The sequence below is a fragment of the Christiangramia marina genome (genome assembly GCF_048285865.1).
In the GTDB taxonomy this organism is placed as follows: domain Bacteria; phylum Bacteroidota; class Bacteroidia; order Flavobacteriales; family Flavobacteriaceae; genus Christiangramia; species Christiangramia marina.
The window spans coordinates 310,187-327,162 of the sequence record NZ_JBLVTK010000002.1 but is presented as its reverse complement, the minus strand read 5'-3'; the positions used below and the strand labels follow the sequence as shown (position 1 = coordinate 327,162).

At 40.2% G+C, this 16,976-nt stretch carries 13 protein-coding genes; all 13 read left to right on the top strand.

What is annotated here, in order from left to right:
- Window positions 1-55: 55 nt before the first annotated feature.
- Window positions 56-1,084 carry a LacI family DNA-binding transcriptional regulator gene (locus ACNKXS_RS07935; RefSeq protein ID WP_299153745.1) on the top strand — a complete coding sequence of 343 codons (1,029 nt, stop codon included), beginning with the start codon at window positions 56-58 and terminating at the stop codon, window positions 1,082-1,084.
- Window positions 1,085-1,213: 129 nt separating this feature from the next.
- Window positions 1,214-2,647 carry an MFS transporter gene (locus ACNKXS_RS07930; protein ID WP_417920415.1) on the top strand — a complete coding sequence of 478 codons (1,434 nt, stop codon included), beginning with the start codon at window positions 1,214-1,216 and terminating at the stop codon, window positions 2,645-2,647.
- Entirely contained in the window at window positions 2,634-3,314 is a 681-nt protein-coding gene (gene pgmB / locus ACNKXS_RS07925; RefSeq protein ID WP_417920414.1) for a beta-phosphoglucomutase, read from the top strand. Before ACNKXS_RS07930 ends, pgmB begins: the two co-directional genes overlap by 14 nt.
- Window positions 3,314-5,620, top strand: a complete 2,307-nt coding sequence (locus ACNKXS_RS07920) for a glycoside hydrolase family 65 protein (protein ID WP_417920413.1) — start codon at window positions 3,314-3,316, stop codon at window positions 5,618-5,620. The genes pgmB and ACNKXS_RS07920 overlap by 1 nt, the downstream gene beginning before the upstream one ends.
- 49 nt (window positions 5,621-5,669) lie before the next feature.
- Entirely contained in the window at window positions 5,670-7,538 is a 1,869-nt protein-coding gene (locus tag ACNKXS_RS07915) for a glycoside hydrolase family 13 protein (RefSeq protein ID WP_417920412.1), read from the top strand.
- 5 nt (window positions 7,539-7,543) lie between these two features.
- On the top strand, window positions 7,544-8,989 hold the full coding sequence (locus ACNKXS_RS07910) for an alpha-amylase family glycosyl hydrolase (RefSeq protein ID WP_417920411.1): 1,446 nt from the start codon (window positions 7,544-7,546) through the stop codon (window positions 8,987-8,989).
- Between the two features lie 125 nt (window positions 8,990-9,114).
- Complete coding sequence (gene pfkA, locus ACNKXS_RS07905; protein WP_417920410.1) at window positions 9,115-10,101, top strand: 6-phosphofructokinase; 987 nt, start codon at window positions 9,115-9,117, stop codon at window positions 10,099-10,101.
- Window positions 10,102-10,117: 16 nt separating this feature from the next.
- On the top strand, window positions 10,118-11,116 hold the full coding sequence (gene gap, locus ACNKXS_RS07900; protein ID WP_141877294.1) for a type I glyceraldehyde-3-phosphate dehydrogenase: 999 nt from the start codon (window positions 10,118-10,120) through the stop codon (window positions 11,114-11,116).
- Window positions 11,117-11,194: 78 nt separating this feature from the next.
- The gene (locus ACNKXS_RS07895; protein WP_417920409.1) at window positions 11,195-12,052 is read left to right on the top strand and encodes a BadF/BadG/BcrA/BcrD ATPase family protein; all 858 of its coding nucleotides are present in this window, start codon (window positions 11,195-11,197) and stop codon (window positions 12,050-12,052) included.
- 152 nt (window positions 12,053-12,204) lie between these two features.
- The gene (locus ACNKXS_RS07890) at window positions 12,205-13,743 is read left to right on the top strand and encodes a YifB family Mg chelatase-like AAA ATPase (RefSeq protein ID WP_417920408.1); all 1,539 of its coding nucleotides are present in this window, start codon (window positions 12,205-12,207) and stop codon (window positions 13,741-13,743) included.
- Window positions 13,744-13,856: 113 nt separating this feature from the next.
- The gene (locus ACNKXS_RS07885) at window positions 13,857-15,017 is read left to right on the top strand and encodes a DUF2891 domain-containing protein (RefSeq protein WP_417920407.1); all 1,161 of its coding nucleotides are present in this window, start codon (window positions 13,857-13,859) and stop codon (window positions 15,015-15,017) included.
- On the top strand, window positions 15,014-16,234 hold the full coding sequence (locus ACNKXS_RS07880) for an Nramp family divalent metal transporter (protein WP_417920406.1): 1,221 nt from the start codon (window positions 15,014-15,016) through the stop codon (window positions 16,232-16,234). The genes ACNKXS_RS07885 and ACNKXS_RS07880 overlap by 4 nt, the downstream gene beginning before the upstream one ends.
- Window positions 16,231-16,971, top strand: a complete 741-nt coding sequence (gene pxpA / locus ACNKXS_RS07875) for a 5-oxoprolinase subunit PxpA (RefSeq protein WP_417920405.1) — start codon at window positions 16,231-16,233, stop codon at window positions 16,969-16,971. The genes ACNKXS_RS07880 and pxpA overlap by 4 nt, the downstream gene beginning before the upstream one ends.
- Window positions 16,972-16,976: the final 5 nt, after the last annotated feature.

The following is a 16,976-nucleotide window of genomic DNA, read 5'->3' as shown; positions in this document are numbered from 1 at the left end:
CTAATTTTGCGAGATCGAAAATATATCCCACCTAAATCATGAATATCCGAAAAGAATGAAGCCGAAACTTACCCTGAAAAAAATTGCGAAAGAGCTTGATGTATCTATCTCCACCGTTTCAAAAGCACTTCGAGACAGCTCGGAGATTGGTGAAGAAACACGTGCTAAGATCAAGGCTTTTGCGAAACACTATAATTATAAGCCTAATAACATAGCATTAAGTCTTAAAAACCGGAAAACCAAGACAATAGGGATCATTATTCCCGAAATTGTACATCATTTCTTTACTACGGTCATTAGTGGAGTGGAAAAAGTGGCGAATGAAATGGGATATAACGTTTTGGTGTGCCTTTCAGATAATTCTTTCGACAAAGAGGTTTTGAATATGGAAATGCTGGCGAATGGAAGTACCGATGGATTTATTCTGTCACTTGCCAAGGAAACCATGCAAAAAGGCGATTATCACCACCTGGCAGAAGTGATCAACCAGGGAATGCCTTGTGTGCTTTTTGATCGTGTTGCTGAGGATATTTCCTGCGATAAAGTGATCATTGATGATGTTACCGGAGGAAAAAAAGCTGTTCAACACCTTATAGATATAGGCTGCAGGAAGATCGCTCTAATTTCTACCGTGGATTACGTGAGTGTGGGTAAACTGCGTACGCATGGTTATAAGCAGGCTTTAGCTGAAAATGGTATAAATATAAATGAAGATCTTATTCTGAAGATCGAGGAAATGGAGGACAGTGAAAAGGAAATTGAAGCCTTTCTGAAGGAACGTGATGTGGATGGAGTTTTCGCTGTAAATGAGCATTTTGCCATCTCTGCTGTTAAATCCATTCAGGATCAGGGGAAGAAAGTTCCGGATGATGTCTCAGTAATTGGTTTTACAGATGGTGAATTGTCAAAAAGATTTATCCCGAGTTTGACTACGGTAAGTCAGCATGGGATGAGAATGGGAGAGGAGTCTGCACGTCTTTTAATCGAGAAACTTGAGCGCACACCTTCCGAAGATGATTACTACAAAACTATTATTGTAGAGACCGGCCTGGTGGTAAGAGATTCAACAAAATCGAGGAAATAGCTATTGCGTTTTAAAAAAACTATATATTTGCCGTAGTTAAAATTTTATCAGAACTTATATTTTTACTTCCTACCTTTTATAAGTTTTGATAAGTCTTAGTGCTTATCGTAGAACAATCAAAATCACGATATGCATAAACCCCGTTTAAAGTTTTGGGATATCTGGAACATGAGTTTCGGATTTCTGGGTATACAATTTGGTTTCGCGCTGCAAGGCTCGACCATGTCCCGTATATTCGAAACATTAGGTGCTGAGAAGGATAACATTCCATTATTATGGATCGCTGCTCCACTGGCAGGCCTTATCGTGCAACCAATTATTGGTTATCTAAGCGATAATACCTGGCATAAAAGCTTAGGTAGAAGAAGACCATTTTTTCTCCTTGGTGCCATACTTAGTTCCATCGCTCTTTTATTGATGCCATATTCATCTGCAGTATGGATGGCAGCAGGATTGTTACTTGTGCTGGATGCATCCATTAATATATCCATGGAACCATTCCGCGCCCTTGTAGCAGATAAGTTACCAGATTCTCAAAGAAGTTATGGATTCGTTATTCAGACATTAATTATAGGAATTGGAACCTGGGTGGCCAGTAACCTCCCTAAATTCATGAATAATGTGCTTAATATTAGTAACGAGGCCGCTCCAGGAGTAGTTCCAGAGTCGGTTCGAGTTGCTTTTATCGTTGGAGCTGTTGTATTCATTGGATCTATTCTGGTGACCATTTTCACTACCAAAGAATATTCGCCAGAACAAATGCAAAAATTCGAGGATGGCGATGAACCTGAGAAAGATCAGGGTATGATCAAGACCATCCTGGGAACCTATGCTTTGATGCCTAAGATCATGAAAAAACTGGGTATAGTTCAGTTTTTCTCGTGGTTCGCTTTTTTTGCGATGTGGACTTTGGCAAACCCGGCGCTTACCAGTCATATTTATAATGCACCTAAGCCTCAGATCGAAGAATTCGCCCAGTTGGATAGTGAAGGAGAACTTCAGTATGACGCAGACAGGGTGATCTTATTTCAGGATGACCAGGCGAGGCTGGAATATTCAGAACAGGATAAGAGCTACAACGAAGCCAGTGATGATGTAGGATCCAAAATGGGAATCTACGGACTATCTTCCATGGCCTTTGCTTTGTTATTAACCTTCTATACTTCAAGATTTGCGATCAATCGTAAACTAGTACATATGGGAAGTTTGATTCTTGGAGGAGCTGGGTTTTTATTGATGTACTTTATTCCGGGGGAACCAGAAATGCTTTATGTATGCTTTGTACTCATTGGTTTTGCCTGGGGAAGCATACTTTCCATGCCTTATGCAATGCTGTCAAGTTCAGTAGCATCATCAAAAATGGGATTAATGATGGGTGTTTTTAATATGTTCATCGTGATTCCACAAATTATCGCAGCACTTGGAGGTGTTGTATTTCTACAAAAACTTATTGGAGAAGAATCGATCCATGCAATGACCGTGGCAGGTGTATTCCTGTTATTCGCGGCATTTTCAAACTTATTAATTACAGATAGAAAAGCTATTAAATATGACCCAGCATAGAACGAATACAAAAGCTGCCGTAATTTTCGATCTCGATGGAGTGATCGTTGATACAGCAAAATTTCATTTTCAAGCCTGGAAAAAACTGGCTAATGATCTTGGTTTTGACTTCACTAAGGAGCAAAACGAGCAATTAAAGGGAGTGAGCAGAGTGGAATCTCTAAAAAAGATCCTACGCTGGGGAAATATGGAACTTTCTGAAGAAGAATTTAATAGACAGATGGCATTGAAAAATGAGAATTATCTGGGTTATGTTGAAAAAATGGATGAATCTGAAATCCTTCCGGGAGTTAGAAAAATCCTGGACTATTTAAAGCAGAATAATATTCCATTTGCTTTAGGTTCTGCCAGCAAGAATGCGCGCCGAATTTTAAAGCAGATCAATTTGTATGATGATTTTGACGCGATCGTGGATGGAACCGATGTTTCAAAAGCGAAGCCAGATCCGGAAGTTTTCCTGATCGCCGCGGTTAGACTTGGTGTACAAGCGCATAACTGTGTGGTATTTGAAGATGCTCTTGCAGGAGTACAGGCGGCCAATGCAGGAAATATGACGAGTATCGGTATTGGCTCTGCCAGTGTCCTAGGCGAAGCAGATCATGTCTTTAATGACTTTACCGAGATCGAACTAGAATTTATTGAAAATTTATTGAGAAACGAGAAGTAATGAATCAGGATTATATAAAGCCGGACGAGTGGTCCATCATTGAAGAAGAATTTGACGCAGGTAGAGTGAAATCCTCAGAAAGCCTTTTCAGTATTGGAAATGGAGCTATGGGACAGCGTGCAAATTTTGAAGAACAGTATTCCGGACCAAGTTTCCAGGGAAGTTACATTGGAGGGGTTTATTACCCCGATAAAACCAAAGTAGGCTGGTGGAAAAATGGTTATCCCGAGTATTTTGCGAAAGTTTTGAATGCTCCGAACTGGATTGGTATCAACGTTTTCGTAAACGAAGAACCACTGGATCTGTTCAATTGTAAATCGGTTAAAAACTTTCGCCGTGAGTTGAATATGAAAGAGGGTACTCTTTCAAGAAGTTTTGAAGCAGAGCTTCCAAATGGAATTGTAGTGGAAGTAAAAGCTTTGCGTTTCGTTTCTATTGTTGAAGACGAACTTGGAGCGATAAAATTTGAAGTAACTCCGCTAAATCAGGATGCCGAGATCAGGTTCGATCCTTATCTTGATGGAAGTATTACTAATACAGATGCAAACTGGGAAGAACGATTCTGGGAAACTCTGGAAGTACAGGAAGACTCTGAGCGCGGCTATATCGTGAGTAAAACTCTAAAAACCGGTTTCCATGTTGGAACCTTTATGCAGTCTGAAATTTTACTGAATAACGAAAAAGTTACTACTGAAGCAACTTCTTCAATTGGAGAAGATCGTATTTCTTTTGCTTATAAAGTAAAGACCGCAAAACAGGAAACGGCTGCTATTATAAAGTATGCCGGTTATGTTTCAGATATGAACCATAAGAAGGAGCAACTGATTCAGGCGGCAGGCAAAGTTCTTGACTCGGCTACTTCAAAAGGATTTGAATCTTTAAAGAAAGAGCAGAAAGAAGCCTGGGCTTCGATCTGGGAAATGGCAGATATTACAATTTCCGGCGATGTAAAAGCTCAGCAGGGAATTCGTTTTAATATTTTCCAGCTCAATCAAACTTATTTAGGAGAAGACGATCGACTAAATATTGGTCCGAAAGGTTTTACCGGTGAAAAGTATGGAGGTAGCACCTACTGGGATACAGAAGCCTATTGTATTCCTTTTTATATGGCGACCAAAGATCAGAAAGTAGCACGTAAGCTACTTACGTATCGCTATAATCACCTTCAGAAAGCCAAGGAGAATGCTGAGAAATTAGGCTTTTCGAATGGAGCCGCGCTTTACCCGATGGTTACTATGAACGGCGAGGAATCACATAACGAGTGGGAAATCACTTTTGAAGAAATTCATAGGAATGGTTCCATGATCTTTGCGATCTATAATTATGTGCGTTACACCGGCGACTTCAGTTATATTCCTGAAAAAGGACTGGAAGTAATGATCGCCGTAGCCAGGTTCTGGTATCAAAGATCAAACTTCAGCAAGGATAAGAATAAGTACGTGATCCTTGGGGTGACCGGTCCTAATGAATACGAGAATAACGTGAATAATAACTGGTACACGAACTACCTTGCTAAATGGTGTATTGATTATTGTCTGGAAACAATCAATAAAGTTAAAGATGGTCACCAGGAAGATTACGCGAGAGTGATGGGTTTAACAGATCTTAATGATGGCGAATTAGCCAAATGGAGAGAAGTTGCTGAAAAAATGTACTTCCCGTATTCTGAAGAACATGGCGTGTATCTGCAACAGGATGGTTTCCTGGATAAAGAGATCATCCCGGTAAAAGATCTGGAGAAAAAGCATAGACCAATTAACCAGAAATGGAGCTGGGATAGGATTCTTCGTTCCTGTTATATCAAACAGGCAGATGTGCTGCAGGGATTCTATTTCTTTGAAGATCATTTCAGCAAAGACCAACTCGAGAAACATTTCGATTATTATGAGCCGCTAACGGTTCATGAATCTTCATTATCTCCTTGTGTACACAGCATTCAGGCGGCGGTTCTTGGAAGAATGGAACAGGCTTATGAGTTTTATGTGAGAACTTCGAGATTGGATCTTGATGATTATAATAAGGAAGTAGAAGAAGGATGTCACATTACCAGTATGGCTGGAACCTGGATGAGTATTGTAGAAGGTTTTGGAGGTATGCGTGTGGAAAATGACCAGTTATCATTCAAACCACAGATTCCTGAAAACTGGAATGCCTATTCTTTCAAAGTAAACTTTAGAGATCGCATTGTCAAGGTCTCAGTTTCTTCCAAGGGGACCGAGTTTTTTCTTGAAGGATCAGAATCCCTGGATATCCAGGTAAATAATAAGGAGCTTACATTAGTCCCTAACGAACAAATTACTGCTTAGTAATTCTGGCTCTCTTTTCAGGAAGGGAGCCTTTTTTTATTGAAAACATATGAGGAAAATTTTAATACTTTGTGGTCTGTTTATCGGGCTACAGGCTTTTGCTCAAATCGAGCGCGTCGAACCACCAAACTGGTGGACAGGTTTTGAACAGGACAGTTTGCAGTTAATGATCTACGGACGCAATATTGGTACTGCGGAAGTATCTTCAAATTACCAGGGAATTCAAGTGCTGGGAACAGAAAAAGCAGATAGTCCGAATTATATATTTGTAAATCTTGTAATTACTGAAGCTGCCAAGCCCGGTAACATGAAACTGAATTTTAAGTTTGAAGATGGTTCTTCAGAAGTAATTGATTACGAATTAAAAGAACGTGAACAGGCGGCTGAAGATTTCGTAGGATTCGACAACACTGATGCAATCTATCTGATCACGCCAGACCGCTTTGCTAATGGTGATTATAGTAATGATGTGGACGAAATTCTTAACGAGAAAACAATTGATCTTGAAGATGATTACGCCCGTCATGGCGGCGATATTCGTGGGATCATAGATCATCTTGATTATATCGATGACATGGGATTTACTGCTATCTGGTCTTCTCCGTTATTGATCAATGACATGAAGTCCGGCTCTTACCATGGTTATGCGATGACCGACTTCTATAAGGTAGATCCACGTTTTGGAACTCTGGAAGAATATAAAGAACTGGCCCAAAAGGCAGACGAAAGAGGTATCAAATTGATCATGGATATGGTCGCGAACCATACAGGCGTGGAACACTGGTGGATGGATGATCTTCCATTTAATGACTGGATCAACTACCAGGAAAAGTTTGAAAATGATGAAGAGTTGATTTACTCTAATCACCGTAGAACTGCTAACCAGGATCTATATGCTTCCGAAGCAGATAAAAAGGTAATGAGCAATGGTTGGTTTGTGGAAACCATGCCAGATTTGAACCAAAAGAACCCGTATCTGGCTAAATATATTATTCAGAATAACATCTGGTGGGTAGAAACCTTGAAACTCGGAGGAATTCGGCAGGATACCTATCCGTATCCAGATATGGATTTTATGAGTGAATGGGCCGGAGCGATCATGAAGGAATACCCGAACTTCAATATTGTTGGAGAAGAATGGTCCAATAACCCACTGCTTATTCGTTACTGGCAGGATGGGATTGAAAATGGATATGATTCTAATCTGAAATCTACGATGGATTTTGCCATGCAAAGCAATATCGTAAAAGGATTGAATGAGGAATCTGGCTGGGACACAGGATTACAGCGTTTATATGACGGGCTGGCGAACGATTTCGCCTATGCTTCACCTGAAAATATTATGATCTTCCCAGATAATCATGATATGAGCAGGATCTATACTCAGCTTAATGAAGATTTGGAAAATACGAAGATGGCGCTTAGTTACATTCTTAGCCTTCCGCGTATCGCCCAGATTTACTACGGAACTGAGATTCTTATGAATGATACTGCAAAACCAGGGGATCATGGTCTTATTAGAACCGATTTTCCCGGTGGCTGGAAAGATAGCGACAGGAATGCGTTTACCGGCGAAGGACTTTCCCAAGAAGAGAAAGAAATGCAGAAATTTCTAAAAACTGTACTGAATTACAGAAAGTCCAGTAAAGCCATCCAGGAAGGAAATCTGGTGCATTTTACACCACAAAATAAAATCTACCTACTCTCAAGAACTTCTGGAGGTGAGACGATCGTGCTAATCCTCAATAAAAATGAAGAATCTGTGGATCTTGATCTTTCCAGGTTTGCTGAACTTGAACTTGAAGGAATGCAGTTTCAAAACCTAATGACCAACGAAAAAATGACCTGGGATAAAAGCCTGGAACTTCCATCACGTGGAGTATATTTTTTCACTACAAAAATGAATAATTCAAACTAATACACATGAAGAAGATAACCTTTATACTGGCTCTCATGATTCTCTTTGTTTCCTGTAAAAATGAAACAAATCAGCCAGAGAATGCAGAGAATGAAACCGCAAAAGATTCACTGGCACCAGTGAATGACGATATGCTGGAGTCGGCTATTATTTATGAAGCGAATATCAGGCAATATTCCCCAGAAGGTACTTTTGATGCCTTCACGAAAGACATTCCGCAGCTTAAGGAACTTGGAGTAAAAGTGATCTGGTTAATGCCAATGTATCCTATTTCCATGAAGAAAAGGAAAGCGACCGGAGATAAATCCATTGAGGATATTGAAGATCCGGAAGAGCGTAAGATGTATCTGGGAAGCTATTATGCAATTTCAGATTACAATGCGGTAAATCCAGATTTTGGGACCATGGAAGATTTTGATGAACTGGTGCGAACTGCTCATGATAATGATATGTATGTTATTCTTGACTGGGTGGCGAATCACACCGGCTGGGATCATGCATGGATCGAGGAGCATCCTGAATATTACACTAAAAATGATAAGGGTGAGATCACAGATCCTATCAATGATGCAACTGGAGAACCATGGGGCTGGACAGATGTTGCCGATCTAAATTTTGACAACGAAGGTTTAAGGGAAGCGATGAAAAAAGACATGCTTTTCTGGATCGAGGAACACGATATCGATGGGTACCGTGCAGATGCTGCACACTCGGTTCCTACAGATTTCTGGGAAGATATCGCGGCAAAATTGCGTGAAGTGAAACCGGTGTTTATGTTGGCTGAAGCAGAAAGTCCTAAAGAATTATTCCACAATGCTTTTGAAATGGGATATAACTGGGAAGGACACCATATCATGAATAGCATTGCGCAGGGAGATAAAACTGCCAAAGACTGGGATGATTATATGGAAAAAGTGGATTCTACATTTCAGGAAGATGATTACCTGATGAATTTTGTAACAAATCACGATGAGAATTCATGGGCTGGAACCGTAGAGGAAAGAATGGGAGATGCTTCGGAAGCAATGCTGGCCATGTCCTATACTTTACCGGGAATGCCTTTGATCTATAGCGGACAGGAATACGACATGAATAAAAGACTGAAGTTCTTTGTAAAAGATACAATTCCGAAGAAAAAAGGCAAAGTATATCCATTACTTGAAAAACTTGGCAAATTAAAAACTTCCAGTGTGGCATTGCACGGAGGGAAGTCGGCTGCCTCTTATAATGATGTTGCAACATCTGCAGATGAAAAGGTGCTGGCGTTCAAAAGAGAGAAGAATGGAGAAACTCTTTATTATATAGCAAATATGACTGCCGAACCTGTAGAATTTTCAGCAGAAATAGAAGGTGATTTTATGGATTATATGAACGATTCTGAAATGAAACTTGCCAAAGATCAACAGATGAGTTTTAAAGGCTGGGAATACCGAATTTTGATAAATAAGTAATTAAACTGCCAATAAATTGAAAAAAGCCACATTATTGTGGCTTTTTTTATTAGTTATTAACCGAAAACGTTTTAGTTTTTTCCGAAATTAGGTAATTGGTTTGAAAGAAGTTAGCTTTGAGGGTAATGGTCGAAAAAATTAGAAACATCGCTGTTCTAACTTCCGGAGGAGATGCTCCGGGAATGAATGCTGCTATAAGAGCAGTTGTTCGTGCCTGTTCATATCATGATCTTGAATGTACAGGAATATTTCGTGGATTTCAAGGTCTTATCGAAGCAGATTTTGAACCACTTGATGCACGTTCAGTTAGAAATATAATCAATAGAGGAGGAACTTTTTTGAAGTCTACCCGTTCCAAAGAATTTCAGACTAAAGAAGGTCGTCAAAAAGCCTACGATAATCTTAAAGCAAACAATGTAGATGCACTTATCGTAATTGGTGGAGATGGTACTTTTACTGGCGGACAACTATTCAGTAAAGAATTTGGTTTTCCGGTAGTAGGAATTCCTGCGACCATCGATAATGATATTAATGGAACCGACTTTACCCTGGGTTACGATACTGCTTTAAATACAGTCGTTGAGGCGATCGATAAGATTCGTGATACGGCAAGTTCCCATAACAGGTTGTTCTTAGTGGAAGTGATGGGACGTGATGCTGGTGATATTGCTTTAAATAGTGGTATTGGTGCTGGTGCTGAAGAAATTTTGATCCCTGAGGAAAATCTTGGAGTAGAAAGACTACTGGATTCACTTAGAAAGAGTAAAAAGACTGGTAAAACTTCCAGTATCATCGTGGTTGCAGAAGGAGATAAGAGCGGGAAGAATATTTTCGAACTCGCCTCATTTATAGAAGAGAACCTCGATGAATACGAAGTAAGAGTTTCTGTTTTAGGTCATATACAGCGTGGAGGTTCTCCAAGTTGTTTTGATCGTGTTCTGGCTAGTAAGCTAGGAGTTGGAGCAGTAGAAGCTTTGATGAACGGAAAAACTGAGATCATGGTAGGAATTCACCACCAGAAAGTCGTAAACGTAGATTTACTAACGGCGATTAAAGGTGAAGCAAAAATAGATAAAGAATTACGGAGGGTGGCAGACATCACTTCGGTATAATTAAAAACCAAAGAAAATGAGTACTAAAATTGGAATTAATGGATTTGGTCGTATTGGAAGAATTGCTTTCAGAATTGCGGCGCAAAGCGAAAAAGTAGAAGTTGTAGCTATCAACGATCTTCTTGATGTAGATCATTTGGCATATTTACTGAAGTATGATTCGGTTCACGGAAAATACGCAGGTTCTGTTGAAGTAAAAGACGGAAGTCTTATCGTTGACGGAAACAAAATTAGAGTTACTTCAGAAAAAAATCCAGCAGACCTTAAATGGGGTGATGCAGGAGTCGATGTAGTAATGGATTGTACTGGAATCTTTACAGATCTTGACAACGCACAGGCTCACCTTGATGCTGGTGCTAGAAAGGTTGTAATTTCAGCTCCTTCTAAAACCGCTCCAATGTTCGTAATGGGAGTTAATCACCAGGATGTAAAGGCAGATCAGAATATTGTTTCCAATGCTTCGTGTACTACTAACTGTCTTGCACCGCTTGCAAAAGTGATTGATGATGAGTTTGGTCTTGTAGAAGGATTAATGACGACTGTTCACGCAACCACATCTACTCAATTTACGGTTGATTCTCCATCTAAGAAAAACTTCAGACTAGGAAGAAGCGCAATGGCGAATATCATCCCAAGTTCAACTGGAGCTGCAGTAGCAGTAACTAAAGTAATTCCTTCTCTTAAAGGAAAACTTACTGGGATGGCATTTAGAGTTCCAACTACAGATGTTTCTGTAGTGGATCTTACTGTTAAAACTGAAAAGTCTACTAGTTACGAAGAGATCAAAGCTGCTTTTAAAAAGGCTGCCGAAGGAGATTACAAAGGTGTAATTTCTTATACTGAAGAAGAAGTAGTAAGCCAGGATTACGTTTCAGATCCACATACCTGTAATTTTGATGCAGGTGCTGGTATCGAACTTAATGACAAGTTCTTCAAACTAATCGCATGGTACGATAACGAGTATGGGTATTCTTCCAAGCTTGTAGATCTTGCAGCTCACGTAGCTTCACTATAATTCATTCTGAATAAAACTAAATAGCAGTTCGGTGTTACAGCTGAACTGCTTTCTTTTCAATTTAATCCATCTCAGAACATGATATTGATTGCCGATGGCGGGTCCACTAAATGTGACTGGATCTTACTGAACAATGAAGGTGAGCAGATTTTCAAAACCAGAAGTAAAGGTTTGAATCCTGCTGTTTTTAAGGAAGCTGTTCTTGAAGAACGTCTTGCTGAAAATCCTGAACTTGCAGAAGTAAGAGATACGATCGAAAAAGTACATTTTTATGGTGCCGGTTGCGGTACACCAACTCCTACTGAACTTCTTAGAAGTATTATCGCGAACTATTTCACGAATGCAGATGAAGTAAAAGTGATGGAAGATACGGTAGCAGCTGTTTATGCTGCGACTACCGAGCCTGGTATCGTATGTATTCTTGGTACCGGATCCAACAGCTGTTATTTTGATGGTGAAAATATCTCTCAGGCAGTTGCATCTCTAGGCTATATTCTAATGGACGAGGCCAGTGGTAATTACTTCGGAAAAAGACTGATCCGCGATTATTACTACAAAAGAATGCCTCCTGAAATTGCTGAAAAATTTGAGCAAAAGTTCGACCTCAATTCAGATACGATTAAGATGAACCTTTATCGTAAGGACAACCCTAATACATATCTGGCACATTTCGCAGAATTTATTTTTACGAATGAGCGTAATGGCTACTTCTATAAGTTACTACACGAAGGCCTTTCAGATTTTGTCCATTCAAGAGTGATGAGCTATCCACAGGTGACTTCTGTTCCTGTTCATTTTATAGGTTCTATCGCATACTTCAGTCAGGATATTATCAAGGCAGTTTTGCAACCTTACGGGATCGAAGTTGGAAATATCGTAAGAAGACCCATTGATGCATTAATTGAATATTACCGTCAAAATGTGATCGGTAAATAATACAACTCATTTTCAAAAACTAAAAAGACTCGCAGATAGCGGGTCTTTTTTTTATGAAAAATTTGGCGATACAACCCATTGGATATGTATGACTTATAAGTTTAAAATGTACATTTAGCGGCGTTTAACGACCCTACATTTTAAGTGATTTTATGCTTGTAAAAGTTTATGGAAGTGCTGTTTTTGGTGTGGATGCCACCACTATCACTATCGAGGTCAATGTTGCTTCAGGTATTGGATACCATCTCGTAGGCTTACCAGATAATGCAGTCAAGGAATCTAGCTACCGCATTACTGCTGCACTTCAGAATAACGGTTACAAACTACCAGGGAAAAAGATCATCGTAAACATGGCACCTGCCGATCTAAGAAAGGAAGGTTCAGCTTATGATCTTAGCTTTGCCATGGGCATTCTGGCCGCATCTGAGCAAATAAAAGCGATCAATATTTCAGAGTATATCATAATGGGCGAATTATCTCTGGACGGCAGCCTTCAACCCATCAAAGGAGCACTCCCAATCGCAATACAGGCTAAGAAAGAAGGTTTTAAAGGTTTCATTCTGCCTGAGCAAAATGCCAGAGAAGCAGCGATCGTTTCAGGTCTGGATGTATTCGGAATAAGTAACATCAAGGAAGTTATCGATTTTTTTCATTCAGGTAAACAATTGAAACCTACGATCATCAATACCAGGGAAACTTTTTTCCAGGATCTTGACAATCTTGAGCATGATTTTGCCGATGTGAAAGGCCAGGAATCAATCAAGAGATGTATGGAGATTGCTGCTGCGGGAGGCCATAATATTATACTTATAGGTCCGCCGGGTGCGGGAAAAACCATGCTTGCCAAAAGGTTGCCCAGCATCCTCCCGCCTATGACTCTGCAGGAAGCACTGGAAACTACTAAAATTCATAGTGTGGCCGGCCGAATTAAAGACAATGTTGGTCTGCTGGCTCAACGACCATTCAGGAGTCCGCATCATACAATTTCTGATGTTGCTCTTGTTGGCGGGGGTGGATATCCACAACCTGGTGAGATCTCGCTATCTCATAACGGCGTGCTATTTCTGGATGAGCTGCCAGAATTTAAAAGAAGTGTATTGGAAGTGATGCGGCAACCACTGGAAGACCGGGAGGTCACCATCTCCAGAGCTCGATTTACCGTTACCTATCCTTCCAGTTTTATGCTCGTCGCCAGTATGAACCCAAGTCCAGGTGGTTATTTCAATGATCCAGATGCGCCTGTATCTTCATCTTCTTATGAAATGCAACGATACCTGGGCAAAATTAGCGGACCGTTACTCGATAGAATCGATATTCATATTGAAGTGACGCCCGTTCCATTTGATAAACTTAGCGAAGAAAGAAAAGGCGAATCCAGTAAATCTATTCGTGAGAGAGTAAGCAAGGCAAGAAGTATTCAATCTGAAAGATTCCAGGATCTTGAAAATGTACATTACAATGCCCAGATTGGTCCAAGGCAGATAAGAGAGCATTGCCAGTTGGATGATGCGTCGAAGACTTTATTGAAAACGGCAATGGAGAAACTAAATCTCTCAGCCCGGGCTTACGATCGTATTTTAAAAGTTTCCAGAACGATTGCAGATCTGGCTGGTAGTTCTCAAATTCAGGGAGAACATATAAGTGAAGCAATACAATATAGAAGTCTGGACAGGGAAGGATGGCTGGGTTAATATCTTGAGTTTTAATTAACGAAACCTTTGCCTGTTTTTTATATTTTTGGATAAAACCTACTAAATCAATCTGTAAATTTCGAAATTCATCGAAAGAGACGCAATAACAACCAATGAAACAACTTCTTTTAGCCTCCGTATGTTTACTTATTTTATCCTGTAAAGGAAATTCAGAAGATCCTGTTGAAAATTCTGGAGATACTGACAGTTTAATAACTGAGAGTATCCTGCCAGATGCACTCAAAACCACCGATAAAGTAACACTAAATCTTACTGAAGCTAATAATCTTGCGGAATTACCATTAAGTTGCTTAAATACAGAATATCCTAATAAATTGGGGCAAACTCTCGAAAATGCAGAGGCCATGGACGAACCCAAAGCTTTACATCCAGCCTTTTATGGGTGTTTTGACTGGCATTCGTCTGTTCACGCACACTGGTCATTGGTGAGTTTGTTGAAGCAATTCCCGGATTTAGAGAAGAATGAAGAGATTCGTGAAAAATTAAAAACCTCTCTCTCTTCAGAAAATATTGAAGGAGAGGTTGCATACTTCAATCGTAAAGAAAGTACAGCATATGAACGTACTTATGGCTGGGCATGGTTGCTGAAGTTGTCACAGGAGCTTAAGTCCTGGGAAGATCCTCTTGGACAGGAACTTGCTGCAAATCTTCAACCACTTACAGATTTAATAACGACACGATTCATTGAATTCCTTCCGAAGTTAAATTACCCGGTAAGAGTAGGAGAGCATACCAATACTGCATTCGGGCTTACTTTTGCATATGATTATGCAGAAGCAACCGATAACCAGGAATTAATGGAAGTGGTTAAGAAAAGTGCACAGAGTTTCTTCCTGAATGACGACAACTGCCCGGTAAGCTGGGAACCAGGAGGATACGACTTTATTTCTCCCTGCCTGGCAGAAGTGGATATCATGAGAAGAGTTCTTCCAAAAAGTGCTTTCAACCTTTGGATAGAAGATTTTATGCCACAATTGAAAAACGAAGATTTTGAGATGGAAGTTGGTGAAGTTTCAGATAGGACTGATGGTAAACTAGTTCATCTCGATGGTCTTAACTTCAGCAGAGCGTGGATTTTCTCCGGTCTTGCTAATCAATATCCTGAAAAATTCGGTCATTTACGAGCTCTCGCTAATGAGCATGTGGCCTATTCTTTTCCAAATGTATCCGGTGACGGTTATGAAGGTGGTCATTGGCTAGGAACGTTTGCGATTTATGCTTTACAGGAATCTGGAAAGCAACCCGTAAAATGAAAAACTTCTTCAGAAATCTAGGTCCTGGAATCCTTGTTTCTGCTGCATTTATTGGTCCTGGAACCGTTACCGTATGTAGTCTTGCAGGTGTGGAATTTGGTTATAGTCTGCTATGGGCTCTACTGGTTTCAATAATTGCCTGTATCGTATTGCAGGAAATGTCTGCCAGGCTTGGTTTGGTAACGGGCAAAGGTCTAAGTGATTCCATACGACAATCCATAACCTCTCCGGTACTCCGCTTAGTAGCGCTAATTCTAATTTTTTCTGCAATTGTAATTGGAAATGCAGCTTACGAAGCTGGAAATATATCTGGTGCGGTCATGGGTGTGCAAAGTATCATGCCTATTGAGGAAATATCAATTTCTGGAAATGTCATCAATCTTTGGAGTTTTATAGTTGGAGGTTCCGCATTTATACTGCTTTACCTGGGAAGTTATAAGCAGCTGGAGAAAGTATTTATAGGATTAGTAGTTTTAATGAGCCTGGCATTCATTATCACAGCTTTTCTTACCCAGCCATCCTGGTCTGGAATTTTTCGAGGCTTTGTGCCGACTTCCATAAGTGATGAAGTTCTAACAATCATCGCATTGGTGGGAACTACCGTAGTGCCTTACAATCTTTTCTTGCATGCATCTTTGGTTGGTGAGAAATGGACCGGCGTTAATCATCTAAAAACTGTACAGAGTGAACTAGTATTTTCGATCATTCTGGGCGGCCTGGTTTCCATGGCAATCCTAATATGCGCAGCTTCATCCGGATTGAGCTCCATTGATGATGTAGCTGGTCTGGCAGTAGGACTGGAGCCATTGTTTGGAAATATGGCCACTACATTTCTAGCAATCGGATTACTGGCAGCCGGGATCACCTCGTCCATAACAGCCCCTTTGGCGGCGGCATATGTTGTGAAGGGTTGTCTTGGATGGAAGGGCGGAATGGCCAATTGGAGGTTTAAAGCAGTTTGGATGAGCATAATTATCCTTGGTATATTGTTTAGTTCCCTGGGGATAAAACCGGTCGAGATCATTCAGTTTGCGCAGGTGGCAAATGGAATTGTGCTTCCTGTCATTGCGATATTTCTCTTATGGATCGTCAATCAAGAATCAATCTTGGGGAAATTCAGAAATTCAGCCTTTCAAAACATAATTGGTATCTTGGTAATCGCCCTGGCAATATTCCTTGGGGCGAAATCAATTTACACAGTAATACAGAATCTATGACAAAAGAAACCATCCATATAAATTGTGATCTTGGAGAAGGTGGAGAGTTTGACGAAAAGTTAATGCCACTTATTTCTGCTTGCAATATTGCCTGTGGAGGGCATGCTGGAAACCTCGAAACAATGCATAAAACTGTAAGGCTGGCTCTTGAAAATAACGCGGAAATTGGAGCGCATCCATCTTACCCGGACCGGGCAAACTTCGGAAGAAATCATGTGGAAATGACTGCTGAAGAATTGAAGCTTTCCATAGAAGGACAGGTGCTAAGTCTAAAGCAAATTGTGGAATCTGAAGGAGGGAAACTAAGTCATGTAAAACTGCATGGTGCTCTCTATAATGACGCCGCAAAAGATAGGAGTATTTCCGAGATAGTAATGGAAATTCTTGAAGATTATGGAGATGATCTAAGGCTCTTCGTGCCTCTTAATTCCCAACTTGGAGAACTTGCTTTAGGTAGATTTGAGCTCTTTCATGAAGCATTTGCAGATCGAAACTATGAAAAAAATTATGGTCTGGTTCCTCGGTCGAAATCGCATGCGATCATCGAGGATAGGGAAATGGTTTTTCATCATGTGAGAAGTATCTATAAAGAGAACAAGATATTATTGCAAAACGGTGAATTTTTAAAGGCCCAGGCAGACACATTTTGCGTGCATTCTGATACCCCTTCGGCGGTGCAAATTCTACAATATTTACAACGTAAATTAGCTGCAGAAAACATCTATATTAAATCTTAAAACCG